The following is a 13,191-nucleotide window of genomic DNA, read 5'->3' as shown; positions in this document are numbered from 1 at the left end:
TCTGACAGTGGTGATTAGCCGGACAAGCCACGAGCGCGCATGCGCGCGATCTTGGCGGCGTCTTCGGCTTTCTGGCGGCGGATTTCGCGCGACACCAGGAATGGGTGGGGGTCGCCCGGCGCGCTTGCGAGCTGGGCGAGAATGGTGGCTTCCTTCGTGAGCGGGTCGAGGTCTGCCACCTCGGACCAGAAGAGCGAAGCGTGCTCGTGCCAAAGCCCCGAGACGAGGCAGACGACCCGGCGAGTCGTGATTTCTCCGCGTGGCCACCCGGAGAGGTCGACGTTGTAGAAACGCTGCAGGTCGGCTTCGACTAGGTCGGTGTGGCGCAGGATGTAGACGAGGCGGCCGAAGCCGTACTCTCCTAGTCCTGCGGCGAGGGCCCACTGCTCACACAGTGTGGCGACATCTTGCGGCTTAGCCCTGGCGATCTGCCAGTTGACCATGCCGCGAGGGGTGAGCAGCGGGAAGATCGCGTGATCGCCTGAGGCCAGCAAAGCGACGGTGTCGGCGCCGAGGCTCATTGGTTCAGCGACGGCTTCTACTTTGACTTGACGGCCGGAGACGAGCGGGACAGTAAACGTGATGTTGTCGCGTCCCGCTGCTTCGGTAAAGATCGGCGGGACGGTCACGGTTTACTCCGGTGTGACGTTGCCAGTTGCCTCGCCGTATGCGATGGAAATGGTCTCGAAGTCGGGGGTCTTCGCGCCCGCGGCACGGAGCTTAAACCTGGATGCCCACGTCAACACGCCGAACAGGAATACAGCGGTGTTTCCAAGCTGGGCGTGCTCGAGTAGTTCGAGATCCCAGTCTTCCATGTTTTTCAAAGCGGACAGCGTGACTTCGTTGCCGTTTGCCAGCGTGACGTCAAAGTGGATGAGCTCGGGGCCAGAGGCTTGTTCTTCGCCCGTACTCTTCGTCTCGTCCACCTTGGCGACATCGGTGCTGTTCTTCGGCTTGTCTTTCTCAGACATGGCGGTTCCTCCTATTGCGGCGGTTCCGTGGTGTACGTGTAGGGGCGCTCGCTCTCTCGGAACCGCCGAGTAGAGAGCGAGCGCCGGGTGCTGACGGCGGGACTCGAACCCGCACCCAACCTGTCTTCCAAGCGTGTCGCAGATTTTGAAAGCTCTTCCTTTGAGCTACGCCAGCACGCAGGGTGCGTCACCCCTAGCGCTTTAACGACGTTGGTTCGGCCTATCCGGTAGTGCCGGAGGTGGAGGTGCTGCCGGCAGGCTTGACGGAGGTGGTGTCCTCGTCCTGGGTGGTGGTCTCGCCGGTGTCCGGGTCCTGGAACTCGATCAGCTCGACACCGTCTTCGGCATCGGTGTCTTCGACCGGGACGAAGGCCTTCATGCCGTCGGCGGATGCCTTCGGGACGAACGCCTTGCCGTCATTGACGAGCTTGTCGAGGTTCGAGATGTCCTGGAAGATCTTCTCCTTGACCTGGGTCACGGAACCGTCCTCTCCGATCTTGTAGTAGCGCTCCTCGAACATGACTTCGTCGGAGCCGTTCTGGTAGTCGATGTTCACCGGGCGGCCGGCCGGGTCCGTTGCGCGGTTGCGCTCCGCGGCGGTGAGCTGTGCCTTTTCGCGGGACACGCGAATGTGCGTGATGCCCGAGGTGTACTTGTGCACGGTGGCGGTGTACGCCTTGGCCACCTGCGAGGTGTGCTTGCGGTACAGGGTGCCGCCCTGCACGACGGTGTCTGGCCACTCGATTTTGTCGAGCACCGGGGACCCCTGAATGAGGTTGACGGTGCCGCCAACGTCCGCGGCCTTGTAGGAGGTCGCGGTCTGGCCACCGGTGAGGTTGGTTTTGTTCGATTCGACGTTGCGCGACATGTCGTGCGAGCCGTCGGCAGGCTCGAGACCGCCGGAGTGCCAGCCAGGGCCGAACACGCCGGTGGCTCGGTCGATGGCGGGGTTATCGTCAAAGAAAAAGAGGACCTCGCGGTCCTCCAGCGTGCGGACATCGAGGCCCGCGGCGCGATTCTTAGGCATTGGTGATTCTCCTTCGTGATTGGCCACAGCTGTATGACGCTGTGGAGACGTAGCCGCCCCGCAAGCTGTCCGGCCCAACGATGGGGCGGGTAGAGCGGGTGCGGATAATTGCTAGGCCCAGCCCTCCGACCGGGCTGAACAGGTAGTCCGCGATTGCACGCCCAAGGCGGCGGGCGAGGTCTCGCGTAGGGGCGTGGACAGTGACGCGCACCAGATCGCGGTCGTGGGCCGTATCACCGCCCTGCGGCGCACCGTCAGCGACGACGACGGCCGCGCCCTTATCGGCGTTCCACTTCTCCGGCAGCGAGTCCCGGTAAAGCGGTAGCTCGTCCGGCAGTGCTTGCCGGAGGTCTCTGTAAAGCTTCTCCACCGGATCCGGGGAGAAAAGGATGTCCGCTATCGGATTCTGCATGCCCTCCCCCTACGATCTGATCCGGTAGCCGGAGGCGGAAATCGACTTTGTGACAAAGCCGGTAGTCGCCTCGTGGGCTGCCGCATACGGGTGATTGACGAAGACCCAGGTTGTCGGGCGCCCATCGGCCATCTCGAAGTCGCGGACCTCGAAGACCTTCTCGACGCCGTCTTTTGTCGGGGTGTCGGCCCCTTCTGGCCACGCCGCCTGCATTTTCTTGACGATGGACGCGGCAGCCGCTTGCACCCGCGCCTCAATCTCTGGGGACTTCATGAACTCCCGGAATGCAGCCGGGTCGCGGTGGTGCACCGCCCTAGACGTGGTCATGCGCATCACCCCTGACTACGGTGAACATCATCCGCGGCCGGTGCCGGCTGAATACCGGCCGGCGGCCGTGGGAGTAGTCAAACGGCGTGAACTCAACCCGGTAGACGTGGCCACGGATCTGCACGAGCTGCCCTTCCTCGACAATGGAGCCGGGCGGGGCAAGCACCTGCAGCTTGGACAAGTCGCCCTGGACGAATCCGTCACCGCTGACGACTTGGTCACCCGCGGGCGAGACCATGCAGTGCGGCAGCTCGCGGATAACTTTCCACCCGAGGACGGCCCCGAACTCGTTGCGTACTGGTTTGTCTCCCAGCACCTTGACGGTTTCTCCCTGAGCGAGAAGCATGTGCACCTCCTACTCGTGCGGTCCCCACTGGGAGCGCGGATAGTAGTACGACGGCCTGTCCGCAAACACGTCCAGGCCGAGCAGCCGGCGCTGCTCGTCGGTGAGAAAGACGCCGTCGAAGCTGACCTTCGGCGGGTCCTGGTAGGTGATGGAGTCGCTGGCGGGCCCCGTCGTGGAGGAGAGGGACTTCACCCCGACGTGTGGCCCCACGATGATCGCGGCGGCAACCATCTGTCGGATCACACGCGCCGCCGTGCGCGCGCGGTGCGGCACGGTCATTTCAGCGTCGAAGTCCCGGCACGCGAGGGTGAACTCGTCGCGGATGAGGAACTCGGCGTCCTCGATGAGCGTGGCCACGCGCTCCAGGTCTCCGGGGCTTAGCGGCTTGACGGTTTCCGGTAGACGCTTGGTGATGTCTTCCGGGGTGACAAGGAGGTGTGGCTGCATGGCGTTGTCCTCCTTTTCTGTGCGCTATGCGAAGAGCTGGCGCAGCTCGTCACGCTTCTTTTCGCGAGCGACGTCTGCCGGCATGCCGGCGGCGATCGCGTACTCCTGCCACAGCTCGGTGGTGGCCGACTGCGCCGGCATCTCCATTTCGATTTCGTCTGCCGGCAGCAGCGTGAAGGTGTCCTGGTAGGTCTCGGTCTGGGGCGGTAGCTCCTCCTCGACCTGCTTCTCCGCGACGGCCTCCGTGGTCTTGGGGGTGGTGTCCTCGGAGGCGTCCTTCTGGTCTGCGACGGTGACCTTGCGCTTCGTCGGCTCGGCGGCACCCGCCTTGATCAAGCGGGCGGCATCGGCGTCGGAGGCGTCCACGATGTCGCCGGCGCGGCGCTCGTAGCGGCTGCCGTCGACGTGCTGCGGCCAGATTTTCGCGAGAACCTTAATGCGAGGCATTAGCCAGTCACCCCCGTGATCCAGCATGCGGAGAAAGGCTCGTCGATGCCGATGAAGCGGATCTGGGAGATACGGGACGAAAACGTCTCGGTGTCGCCGCCCCACTCGTCGTCGGCACGAAGCGGCGTGGCTTCGAGACGGCGCGGATCCTTGAAGAAGCCCGGCGCGCCCTTCTGCAGGACCAGGACGCGATCCTTGGCGAGGAAGCGGACGCCGAGGGCGTTCAGGCCCAAGGGTTTCTTGGGCAACTTACCGGTGTAGCGGATGTTCTCCGGATTGGTGCCGTCCTTGTCGAAGATGGCGTTGAACTTGTCGTTCGCGACGAGGGTCGGGGCGAGTGCCTTGTTGAGCACGATCATGTCCGGGTCCCAGGACTCTTCGATGTTCTCGTCATAGACGGCGTTGCCGGAGGAGACGGTTTCCATCGCGAGTGCCATGTCGTAGCGCGGGTCGGATCCCTGCTGGTTCCACGGCACGCCGGCTGCGATTTCGGGGATGGGTGCGGCGAGGAGTGCTTCCCAGAGCTGCTTCTCGTTGTAACGCTTGAACGTGTTAACCGCGCGAGTGATGGTCTTGTTGACCTGCTGGACTTGGTTGAAGTCTTTCATCTCGCGGGAGAAGACCATGCGGTAGCCGACCTTGGTTGCGCGGCCGAGGATCTTGTCGCCATGGGAGGGGGCGACGGTGGGGAACTCGGCGAACTCGGCGATGACTTCCGGGTCGGAGTCCATGTAGCGGTTCGCGTTCTGGGTGAACTCAAACTCCAAGGTGTTGGCCGTGCCGCCGTCGGTGAGAATGTCCTCGGCGGGGAATTCGTTGCGCAGGCGGTCGATGGCTCGGGTCGGGATGATCTCCGGGCGGGCCATGAGGTCGGAGACGCGGACGTCGCGGCGCCCGTCGTCGATGGAAATAAGCTTGTTAGCCATTGGTGGTGCTCCTTAGCAGTAGAGACGGACGCTGACGGTCTTGTCGTTGAGGGTCTCGATCACGCGGCCGACGATCTGCGCCTGCGGGGCGGCATCGTCGGCCTTAGTGACCTTGCCGCCGTCGGCAGCAACGACGAGGTCGCCCGGGGCGACGTCGCCGTCTGCTTCGACGGGGACATGTGCCGGGGCCATGGCCACGGACGCGTGGTTCGGGGTGCCGGTGTACTTTTCGCCCTTCGGCTCAGCGTCGATCAGGGCGACGCCGAGGACCTTGGCGGAACCGGCGGCAGCCGGCTTGATGGTGCGGTCGGTGCTACCGGCTTCGACGACCTGGCCGCCGGTGACGGCTTCCTCGGCTTCGAAGGTGATAGGGCCGGTGTGGAACTTTGCGAGTACGGCAGACATTGGGGCCTCCTAGGAAATCCAGTTCTTGTAGACGTCCGTTTCGCGGACGTCCTCGGGTTCGGTGTTGTCGTCGGTGTGGCCGTGGCCAACTTCGGCGCCGGCCACGGTGACGATCGGAGACATCGCGGCGATGGTCTCCTCGGTGAGCAGCCCGGCGCGCATCTGCTCGATGGCGGCATTGCGGGCGGACGGCATGAACTTTCCAGCGGCGATGGCGTCTTCGACGATGCGGTGGCGCTTGTCGTCCTGCAGCTCGGCGAGCTGCTTCTGCATGGTGTCGAAGGAGGAGGCAGAGACGAGGTTGAAGCCGCGCTTCTTGGCTGCGGCGACGATGGTCTCGTCGGCGAGGTCTGCGTTCTCCTTGTTGGCCTTGGTCTCTTCGGTGGTGTTGTCGGCGGCGAGCTTTTCCACGGCGGTGACGATGTCGGCTGCAGTGGCGTCGTCGCCAAGGCCAAGGGCTGCGGTGAGCTTGGCCGCCTGGTCTTCGGTGAACTCCATGGGGTCCTTTCCTTCGTCGGTGGTGGTGTCGCCCGGGGCTGCCGGTGTTTCAGGCTCGCCCAGGGCGGCGGATTCGTCGCGCGACGCCCAGACCGCGTCGGGCGTGCGGGCGGAGGCCTCGACGTATTCGCGTTTGACGTCTTTGGCCTCGCCCCAGGTGATGGATTCGTCTTCGGCGACGGTGAAGGGGATCTTCTTGAGTTCGCCGGTTTCGTCGTCCATGGCAATGACCTCGGACGGGGCGAGGAACATCTCCTCGATCCACCAGAAGGTCTCCTTGCCGGGGCCTTGCTCGTAGAAGTCGCGGCGGATGTCCTCGACGGAGGCGGCCGCGGCGACGGTTGCTTCAGGCATGGTCCTGATTCCTTTCTCCGGGCCGCCTGGCCCGGTCGAAGCTTCGACTTGATAGAGGGCGGCGACGTCGCGCAGGGTCGCGAGCGTGCCGACTGCAGGTGGGGTGACTCCGAGGAGAGCCAGTCCGGTCAGCGCGAACGGGTGGACGGTGCCGGCCTGGTCGCGGTAGTTGAACTGCCCCTCGATGGAGCGCCGCGGGTAGGCCGACGGCATGATGTCCGCCAGCCACCCGGGCACGCCGCACAAGTCGCCCACGAGCGTTGAGCCGTCCTGGGAGAGCCGGAGGTTGTCGACGAAGCCGACGGCCGGCTCCCCCGAGAAGCGCGGGTCATCGTGGCCGAGCTTGATTACTGGGCGGGCGACGGAGGGCGACTGCGCGGCGCGCACCGCGGCCGCGAGGTCCTCGGTGGTGAACGAGCAGGTGCCAGTAGCTAGTGGCCACTCCCCTGTCTTGAGCAGCTCCACATCTGGCACCTTGCGAAGCACGGGTCTATCCGCCATCGTCCACCTCCTGCGGGGATTGCCACCCTTCGGGCGGCGGCGTGTCCTTCACAGGTGCGCCGAGGTCTCGGCGTACCCATTCCTCAAGCGAGCGGTCCGGGCGGATGATGCCGGCGTCGGCGAGGGTGCGGATGGCGTTGGCCACCGCGTTGGTGTCAGTGCGCAGATCGTCGTAGACGATGCGCGGGATTGCTTCGTCCTCTCCGAAGTTCCAATCCACGAGGTCGGCCACGATGTGCTGGGTGGCCGTGTCCGCGACGATGTCCGCGGTCGCGGTGAGCGACTGCGTAAAAAGCTCTTCCAGCGGGCGGGCGAGAGCGTAAGAGCCGCCCTTGTTGAGGTTGAGGAAGTGCGTCAGCGCCACCTTGCCGATCTCAGCGTTGTGGTACTCGATGGCCTCGCGCGGGGCGAGCAGCTGGCCGGACACGCCAATCAGCTTGAGCGAGGCACCGTTCGGAAGTGCGGCGCCGGAGTTCGACCCGGCGCGGTGCGACTGCGCGAGGCGTTTTCCTGCTTCGATGTCTTTCTCCGTTGCCCCGGAGGGGGCTTCGTAGACGGGTACGCCCATGGAGTTGCGCTCGATGGCCTGCAGCTCGATCTTTTCGAGGAACTTCTTTGCTCGCCAGTGCGGGTAGGCGGGGCGGAAGAGCGAGCGGCCGGCCCAGTCGCCGCCCTCGCGGCGGTAGCTGTAGGCCACCAGCCGGTTGACGGGGATACGCACGTTGCCGGTGAAGTCCCCGGGGCGAACGACGCGGAGGTCGTGCGGCGGGCGCTGCTCGATGGAGTCCAGTCCGCCGTCGCGGGCCACATTGATCGCGGCGATTGTCTGCGGCATGCGCGGGGCGAGCTTGCGCAGTCCCCACTTGCCGTCAGCGGTTGGCTGGACTACCTGCTCGAAGAACATGTGGCCGTAGACGACCATGAGGAGCGCGGAGTGCAGATGCTCCGACCAGGTGAACCGCCCGGCGCGACGTGTGGTTCGCTTCTGGCCTTCGGCGCCGATGATCGGCAGGTCGAGTTGGTCGGAGATGAACTGGACGATCTCTTCGGGTGCGCCGTTGGGGTCGAGTCGCCAGCTGGTGCCCTCGATGGGGAGGGTGACGGCGTCGACGATGGCGGCGGTCTGGCCGGAGCCGTTGCGCATCTGGTCGTAGGTGCTGATTGACTCGGGCCATTGCAGCTCGCGGGCGAGTGCCGGATCCCAGGCGGCGTCTGCGTAAAAATCGAGTCCGCCGGGGTTGAGGTATCCGAGCTCGGTGGGCGCGGGCGGGGCTGGGGTGTTGGTGGCCATGGGCTATCCCTCCTCTCACCAGTTCAGGCTGGTCAGTTCGTCGGTCAGGTCAGGGGTGAACTCGTCGGGGTCATCGAGTTGCAGCGGGGCGGGTGGCGGCGCGGCAGGTTTGATGTCGAACGCATCGAGTCCCCACATGGCGTTCGACATGGAGACCAGTGGGCTGATGTCGCCTTCGGACTTGCGTTTCGCCCAGGCGATGCCGCCGTCTCCGATCTCTCGGAGGCGGGCGACGGCCAGGGCGTCGGCCAGGCGTTCGTCGCCGTCATGTGTAAAAACGCCATCGTCGACTTTCTGCAGGAATCCTTGGGTGGCCGCGGCAACCTTGGTGGAGGTCATTTCCTCCGGCTCGATGCCGGCATCGGTGAGCGGGCGGATCATCACCCCGGCGCCGGAGCGCGGATCGACGATCACGGCCAGGGGGTCGTTGCGCTCGACCACCTTCTCGATGAAGCCGACCATCTGGGCGACGGTGGCCGGGCCGGAGTATCCGATCTGGCCATGGATGCCGCGCGCGGTGCGCACCGCGACCGCGATAGTCCAGGTGCGGTTGGTGACGTCGTTGGACGCGTCGATGGCCAGACACGACTTGCCGGTGAGCTCCGGGGCCGGGTCGCGCAGCATGTCGAAGTAGTCGAGGTCGACCACGGTGTGCGATTCCTCGACGACCTCCTCGAAGGAGAAGTAATCGCCGATGCCGAGCGCCTCGACGTCGAAGTTCTTCTGGCCGCGCGGCGTTTTCATGTTGGCCATGAGGTTGCGAATCTTGCGCTCATTCTTGATCACGCCGTAGCTCGGGTTGCCGAGCGCCCACGTGTCCGGGTCTTCGCGGTCGCTGCCCTCCGGCACGCGGAACTCGGCCAGGAACATGGTCGGGTCGTCGCGGCGAAGTGCGGCAGCGCGAAGCGAGGACAGCTGGACTCCGTTGGGGTGCTCTTCCTGGTTGACCGCAGAGGACACGTAAATCACCTGCGGGTCCTTGGCCGCGTCCTGGGTTGGGTTGAGCGACGCCACCGAGGAATCGGTGATGTCGAACGCCTCGTCGTAGATCAGCGTGTCCACCTCGTCCAGGCCACGTCCCGCCTTAGCGGAGCGGGTGCGGAAGATGACCTTGCCGATCTTCGGCTCTCCCTTGGAGTCGAGGTTCGGGCGGGCCGGGTTGTTCGGCCCGGCGAGCACGACGCGGGCCTCGCCCTGGGAGTTGAGCTTCTTGGCCACCCGCGCGTCGAGCCATGGGCGGGCTTCGATCATCTCGATCAGACGCTCGGCCACCGGCTGGGCGGACTTCCACTCGTGAGCGGTGTAGACCACCGTCTCGTCCAGGACGAAGATCCGGTAGAGGATCAGCGCGACGATGGCCTCGGACTTGCCGTTCTGCCGCGGGACGATGACCACGCAGGTCATGTGAACCCACGTGCCGGCGGGGGTCTTCGCGGAGATACCGCGGATCAGACCGCACTGCCACGGCATCTGATTCGACCCGGCGCGCTTGGCCAGGGTGATCACTTCGTTTCCCTGGCGGGTATCGCCAGGGGTCATGACCAGGTTCTCTGGCTCTTGCCTACCCGTCAGAGTAGGCCAGCTCGCCAAGTCCTTCGAGTCCGTCAACGTCAGCGCCGCTGAACACATCCGGCCACCTCCTCTTGATGTCCCCGATGAGCTGCCGGTAGACGGTGGTGAGCTGGCGGGCTTCGAGCAGCGCGCCGTCGATTCGCAGGACGAGAGTCTCGCCAGAGGTTTTGACGATGCGCGCCCAGTCCTCCTCGTCGCCGGAGATGATCTTCTGCAGCCGGTCCAGCCGGTCGCGGAGCCTGCCTGCCTCCTCGCACAGGGAGAGGTCGGCAAAGTCCATCCCCGGTTGGACAAGGGCTTCGTACACGGCCTTGCCTGGCCCGAGCAGGCCGCGGGCTAGGCCCAGGCTGCCCGGCGCGGTTTCGGTTGGTTCGGCTTCTGGCACGGGGTCCTCCCTTCCGGGGGTCTGGCAGGCCTGCTGCCTGCGGGTTCTGTGAGTTTCAGCGCCCACACAAATGCCCTGACTGCGCGGCCGAGGGAGGGTCAGGAGATGGGGCCTCGGATATTTCGACCAGGGGGGTCAGAGGCTCGGCCAGTCGTAGACCGTGGCCGGTTCGTAGTCGGCGGCGGGTGACAGCGCCGGGGCGGGGCCTAGCGGGGCCGCTGGCGGGCTAACGGGGCGTGGGGTGGGTTCTCCCCCGGGCGGGGCGACTGCGGGGCGCAGAGCGTCGCGTGAGCCGTCGCCGCGGGACGAGTTGCAGCTGCCGTGGAGCAGGCGGCCGGCGGTGGTGCCGCCGTTGGCGCGGGCCTGGATGTGGTCGGCGGCGAGCGCCTGGCCGTCGAAGTTGCGGGTCTTGTCGCGGTACATGGGCCGGGTGCACCACCAGCAGGGCGCGCCGTCGCGGTGGACGGCGAGCAGTGCCTCGCGCTTGCGCTGGTGCCCCCAACCGAGACCGCGCTCGGTGGTGGTCTTCGGCGGGGTGGCCTTGCGGTCGTCGTACCACTTGGCTGCGGCCACGAGCATGGCCGGTGGCCGCTCCCGCTTACAGCGCGACATGACCACGTCCTTGCCCGGGTCCACCACGTGGATCGTGGCGCCGGCGGCCGTGTAGCGGTCGAGGGTGGAAGGCGCGGGCGAGGAGTGAATCATCCACGTGGCCACGCCCATGCTGCAGGCCTTCGCCACGGCAGCGGCGCGAGCCGCTTTCGTCACCATCTTCACGTCCTTGCTGTGGTCGTGGTTGGCCGCGTCCTGGTTCGACAGTGCGTTGGCCAGCAGGTCGAAGTCCACCACCACGTCGCCGGGGCCGGCATGCTCGCGCACGAAGGTGGACTTGCCGGCGGCCGGCGGGCCGATGACCACGTGGACGTTGGCCATGTCGCCGACACCATCTACTGGGTCGGCTTCGGTGGCCACCGCCTGGTCCTGCGCCACCGGCTCGGAGCCGGAGACGATGAGCGCGTCGCGTGGCCACTCGTCCCGGCGGGCGTACCACGCGCGCACCTGCCGCTGCTTGTAGCCGGGGCGGTGCGCGGCACAGCGGCGCAGGTTCTCCTCCTCGCCTGGGTCCACAATGACGAACTGGGCACCGCGCGCACGGTACTTCGCTTCGAGGTCCTTGGACAGGTTGGAGTGGATCACGTAGACGTCGCGCTCGGTGGCCACCGGCAAAGCTGCGTCGATACCGGCCTGCCGTGCGGCGGCGGTGACGGTCTTGGACTTCGTGTCGTGGTGGTGTTTGCCAGGCTCGCGGCCCGTGATCACGTTGGTCAAGGCGTCGGTGTCGAAGCGTAGATCCCCCGGTTTGGCATGCGCTCGCACCCACGTGGACTTGCCAGCGGCCGGCGCGCCGGTGACGACGTAGAGCATGGCCACCTCCCGCCCACGACAAGAGCCCCGGGCCTAACCAGGCTTCCGGGGCTCACAGCTCTTTCGAGCGTCAGCTTACGGTACGGGGTGGGCCACCCATAAATCCGTGGCGTTTCGCCAGGTCGAGTGCATCGTCTAACCGGACAACAACACGGCCGTCAAGCAACAACCGCGCGGGCAACTGGCCCGACTCAACCCACCGCCGAATCGTCGTCCGACTCGTAGGCCACCCAAGGTGCCGCAACCACCCCGCGATTTCGCGCGTGGTGCCCTCCTCGATCGGCTCGGGATCAGACGCCGCCGGCAACGGATCAACCAAATCCATAACCATCGCCGACAACGACGCCACCTCGCCCGCCATCATCTCCACCCACGGCATCGCCTCCAGCTCCGGGACGTGGCCACCGAGCCACGCCGCGCGCGCCGACATACGCCGAGACGCAGGCGGCCGACCAACCTCCGGGCACGACTCAACCAGCCGACCACACCAGAAGCCGAGCATGTTCTCCCCGTCCCGAATGAAGTCAGCCACATCAACAACAAGCGGAGGCTTCGACTTCCTCCGAGCAGGAGGCTTACCAGCGTTCTCACCAGAAGAAGCCTGTCTAGGGAAAAGCAGATCATCGACAAGGTCAGCCCTTACCGACAACCAATGAAGATTCCTACCCAAATCATCAACAATCACTTATTCTTCCCTCCCCTCTTCCCGCGCCTTCGGCGCTTTCGAACCGATCCTTCCCGTCCCGACCCGTCCCGACCCGTCCCGACCCGTCCCGACCCGACGTTCTCGGGTCCGTCACCCGGGCGTCCTAGGACGCATCCCGGTTTCGTTACCTTTTCGTTATCTTCGCCGCCTTCCGGTGCATCGGGCGCTGCTTGCCGTGGCGCTGCTCGGTGGTCTGGCGCTGCTGCCTTCTCGTCCTGCTGCTGCCTAGTGGCCGCTGCTGCCTCGTCGCCGGGTCGCGCTGCTGCCGCTTCGGGCGCTGCTGCGGGGGTGGGGCGGGATACGAAATCGGAACTCGGTTGCCGGAGCCATGCCGGCTCGTCCTCGTCGGAGGTCGGCGCTGCTTGCCGTGGCGCTGCTCGGTGGTCTGGCGCTGCTGCCGCTTCGGGCGCTGCTGCCTTCTCGTCCTGCTGCTGCCTAGTGGCCGCTGCTGCCTGACCTTCCTCGAAGGGAAGTGTCGGCTGGGTTGGCTCAATGTGGATGCCGTGGTCCTGGCACCACTTGTCTCGATTGACGAATTCTACTGTTTCTGGCCCGTAAATCATCCTTTCTGGGGTCGGTGGCGCAAGGAGTTTCAGCTGCTCACCATTGCCGCGTTTCGTATTGCAGGGACTACACGCTACGACGAGGGTGTCGACGGTGCTGTCCTTGTGGCTGCTGAGCGAATCGTACGTCGCAGCACGGAAGCCGGTTCGAACGGACCAGCTGACAGACTTCGCACACCAACGGCAGCTGTCTCCATCGCGTACGCGCACCTGCGCGAGAAGTCCGGGAGTGCGCTTATCCCTCGCCCGACGCCTGTCTGCCTCAACCTCCTCACGCCGCTTCGCGTGGACAAACTTTTCGTCATTAATGACCAGGCGAATCGCCTTATGCTCGTCCACCTCCACTTCGGTGGCGAGGCCGGCCTTTTTGAGCACGTTGAGCACCTCGCGCTCGCGACCCGGCGCGACTTGGGCGAGGGAGCCGTATTCGACGAGGTAGTCGGTGAGGTGTCCGGCGGAGACGGAGGCGAGTTGAACGAGTACTCCAAAGGCTTCGTTCTTTTCTTGGTGGTTGAGGTTGGTAGCGACGAGGAGCTTGGCCATGTACGGGTGGGTGGTGGCGTCGTCGCCGATCCGCAGCCAGGGCAT

The 13,191-nt window shown here is 65.6% G+C and carries 17 protein-coding genes and 1 tRNA gene; all 18 read right to left on the bottom strand.

Going from position 1 to position 13,191, the window contains the following annotated elements; translation table 11 throughout:
- Nucleotides 1–14: 14 nt before the first annotated feature.
- The gene (locus CIHUM_RS01060) at nucleotides 15–629 is read right to left on the bottom strand and encodes a hypothetical protein (protein ID WP_034997020.1); all 615 of its coding nucleotides are present in this window, start codon (nucleotides 627–629) and stop codon (nucleotides 15–17) included.
- 3 nt (nucleotides 630–632) lie between these two features.
- Entirely contained in the window at nucleotides 633–971 is a 339-nt protein-coding gene (locus CIHUM_RS01055; protein ID WP_034997018.1) for a hypothetical protein, read from the bottom strand.
- An 88-nt stretch (nucleotides 972–1,059) separates the two neighbouring features.
- Nucleotides 1,060–1,146: transfer RNA gene (locus CIHUM_RS01050), tRNA-OTHER, on the bottom strand.
- 45 nt (nucleotides 1,147–1,191) lie between these two features.
- Nucleotides 1,192–1,998 (bottom strand): hypothetical protein, encoded by an 807-nt coding sequence (locus CIHUM_RS01045; protein WP_034997017.1) that lies wholly within the window; start codon nucleotides 1,996–1,998, stop codon nucleotides 1,192–1,194.
- The gene (locus CIHUM_RS01040; RefSeq protein ID WP_051106236.1) at nucleotides 1,991–2,410 is read right to left on the bottom strand and encodes a hypothetical protein; all 420 of its coding nucleotides are present in this window, start codon (nucleotides 2,408–2,410) and stop codon (nucleotides 1,991–1,993) included. The genes CIHUM_RS01045 and CIHUM_RS01040 overlap by 8 nt, the downstream gene beginning before the upstream one ends.
- A gap of 9 nt (nucleotides 2,411–2,419) precedes the next feature.
- Nucleotides 2,420–2,737, bottom strand: a complete 318-nt coding sequence (locus tag CIHUM_RS01035; RefSeq protein WP_034997015.1) for a hypothetical protein — start codon at nucleotides 2,735–2,737, stop codon at nucleotides 2,420–2,422.
- Nucleotides 2,724–3,083 (bottom strand): hypothetical protein, encoded by a 360-nt coding sequence (locus tag CIHUM_RS01030; protein ID WP_051106235.1) that lies wholly within the window; start codon nucleotides 3,081–3,083, stop codon nucleotides 2,724–2,726. The genes CIHUM_RS01035 and CIHUM_RS01030 overlap by 14 nt, the downstream gene beginning before the upstream one ends.
- Nucleotides 3,084–3,092: 9 nt before the next feature.
- Nucleotides 3,093–3,530: a Gp19/Gp15/Gp42 family protein gene (locus tag CIHUM_RS01025; RefSeq protein WP_034997014.1), complete on the bottom strand. Its 438-nt coding sequence runs from the start codon at nucleotides 3,528–3,530 to the stop codon at nucleotides 3,093–3,095.
- Nucleotides 3,531–3,554: 24 nt separating this feature from the next.
- Complete coding sequence (locus CIHUM_RS01020) at nucleotides 3,555–3,977, bottom strand: hypothetical protein (RefSeq protein WP_034997013.1); 423 nt, start codon at nucleotides 3,975–3,977, stop codon at nucleotides 3,555–3,557.
- The gene (locus CIHUM_RS01015; protein ID WP_034997011.1) at nucleotides 3,977–4,903 is read right to left on the bottom strand and encodes a phage major capsid protein; all 927 of its coding nucleotides are present in this window, start codon (nucleotides 4,901–4,903) and stop codon (nucleotides 3,977–3,979) included. Before CIHUM_RS01015 ends, CIHUM_RS01020 begins: the two co-directional genes overlap by 1 nt.
- Before the next feature lie 12 nt (nucleotides 4,904–4,915).
- On the bottom strand, nucleotides 4,916–5,308 hold the full coding sequence (locus CIHUM_RS01010) for a structural cement protein Gp24 (RefSeq protein ID WP_034997010.1): 393 nt from the start codon (nucleotides 5,306–5,308) through the stop codon (nucleotides 4,916–4,918).
- Nucleotides 5,309–5,317: 9 nt separating this feature from the next.
- A complete protein-coding gene (locus tag CIHUM_RS01005) occupies nucleotides 5,318–6,661 on the bottom strand; it encodes a phage protease (RefSeq protein WP_034997008.1) in 1,344 nt (447 codons plus the stop codon).
- Nucleotides 6,651–7,952: a phage portal protein family protein gene (locus CIHUM_RS01000; protein ID WP_034997007.1), complete on the bottom strand. Its 1,302-nt coding sequence runs from the start codon at nucleotides 7,950–7,952 to the stop codon at nucleotides 6,651–6,653. Before CIHUM_RS01000 ends, CIHUM_RS01005 begins: the two co-directional genes overlap by 11 nt.
- Nucleotides 7,953–7,967: 15 nt before the next feature.
- Nucleotides 7,968–9,491, bottom strand: coding sequence for a hypothetical protein (locus tag CIHUM_RS00995; RefSeq protein WP_034997006.1), 1,524 nt, complete (start codon nucleotides 9,489–9,491; stop codon nucleotides 7,968–7,970).
- Nucleotides 9,492–9,513: 22 nt separating this feature from the next.
- Nucleotides 9,514–9,909: a hypothetical protein gene (locus CIHUM_RS00990; protein WP_051106234.1), complete on the bottom strand. Its 396-nt coding sequence runs from the start codon at nucleotides 9,907–9,909 to the stop codon at nucleotides 9,514–9,516.
- A 135-nt stretch (nucleotides 9,910–10,044) separates the two neighbouring features.
- Nucleotides 10,045–11,334, bottom strand: a complete 1,290-nt coding sequence (locus CIHUM_RS00985) for an ATP-binding protein (protein ID WP_051106232.1) — start codon at nucleotides 11,332–11,334, stop codon at nucleotides 10,045–10,047.
- 70 nt (nucleotides 11,335–11,404) lie between these two features.
- Nucleotides 11,405–11,866, bottom strand: a complete 462-nt coding sequence (locus CIHUM_RS00980) for a MerR family transcriptional regulator (protein ID WP_051106229.1) — start codon at nucleotides 11,864–11,866, stop codon at nucleotides 11,405–11,407.
- 149 nt (nucleotides 11,867–12,015) lie between these two features.
- Nucleotides 12,016–13,191, bottom strand: coding sequence for a hypothetical protein (locus tag CIHUM_RS00975; RefSeq protein WP_034997005.1), 1,176 nt, complete (start codon nucleotides 13,189–13,191; stop codon nucleotides 12,016–12,018).

The organism is Corynebacterium ihumii, assembly GCF_028609825.1.
Lineage (GTDB): Bacteria > Actinomycetota > Actinomycetes > Mycobacteriales > Mycobacteriaceae > Corynebacterium > Corynebacterium afermentans.
The sequence above is the reverse complement of the archived record's forward strand: the minus strand, read 5'-3'. Positions and strand labels throughout refer to the sequence as shown.

Excerpts from the sequence above, each read along its gene's own strand:
- CIHUM_RS01055 (WP_034997018.1), bottom strand. The coding sequence starts at position 971 with ATGTCTGAGAAAGACAAGCCGAAGAACAGCACCGATGTCGCCAAGGTG.
- CIHUM_RS01045 (WP_034997017.1), bottom strand. The coding sequence starts at position 1,998 with ATGCCTAAGAATCGCGCCGCGGGCCTCGATGTCCGCACGCTGGAGGAC.
- CIHUM_RS01040 (WP_051106236.1), bottom strand. The coding sequence starts at position 2,410 with ATGCAGAATCCGATAGCGGACATCCTTTTCTCCCCGGATCCGGTGGAG.
- CIHUM_RS01035 (WP_034997015.1), bottom strand. The coding sequence starts at position 2,737 with ATGACCACGTCTAGGGCGGTGCACCACCGCGACCCGGCTGCATTCCGG.
- CIHUM_RS01030 (WP_051106235.1), bottom strand. The coding sequence starts at position 3,083 with ATGCTTCTCGCTCAGGGAGAAACCGTCAAGGTGCTGGGAGACAAACCA.
- CIHUM_RS01025 (WP_034997014.1), bottom strand. The coding sequence starts at position 3,530 with ATGCAGCCACACCTCCTTGTCACCCCGGAAGACATCACCAAGCGTCTA.
- CIHUM_RS01020 (WP_034997013.1), bottom strand. The coding sequence starts at position 3,977 with ATGCCTCGCATTAAGGTTCTCGCGAAAATCTGGCCGCAGCACGTCGAC.
- CIHUM_RS01015 (WP_034997011.1), bottom strand. The coding sequence starts at position 4,903 with ATGGCTAACAAGCTTATTTCCATCGACGACGGGCGCCGCGACGTCCGC.
- CIHUM_RS01010 (WP_034997010.1), bottom strand. The coding sequence starts at position 5,308 with ATGTCTGCCGTACTCGCAAAGTTCCACACCGGCCCTATCACCTTCGAA.
- CIHUM_RS01005 (WP_034997008.1), bottom strand. The coding sequence starts at position 6,661 with ATGGCGGATAGACCCGTGCTTCGCAAGGTGCCAGATGTGGAGCTGCTC.
- CIHUM_RS01000 (WP_034997007.1), bottom strand. The coding sequence starts at position 7,952 with ATGGCCACCAACACCCCAGCCCCGCCCGCGCCCACCGAGCTCGGATAC.
- CIHUM_RS00995 (WP_034997006.1), bottom strand. The coding sequence starts at position 9,491 with ATGACCCCTGGCGATACCCGCCAGGGAAACGAAGTGATCACCCTGGCC.
- CIHUM_RS00985 (WP_051106232.1), bottom strand. The coding sequence starts at position 11,334 with ATGCTCTACGTCGTCACCGGCGCGCCGGCCGCTGGCAAGTCCACGTGG.
- CIHUM_RS00975 (WP_034997005.1), bottom strand. The coding sequence starts at position 13,191 with ATGCCCTGGCTGCGGATCGGCGACGACGCCACCACCCACCCGTACATG.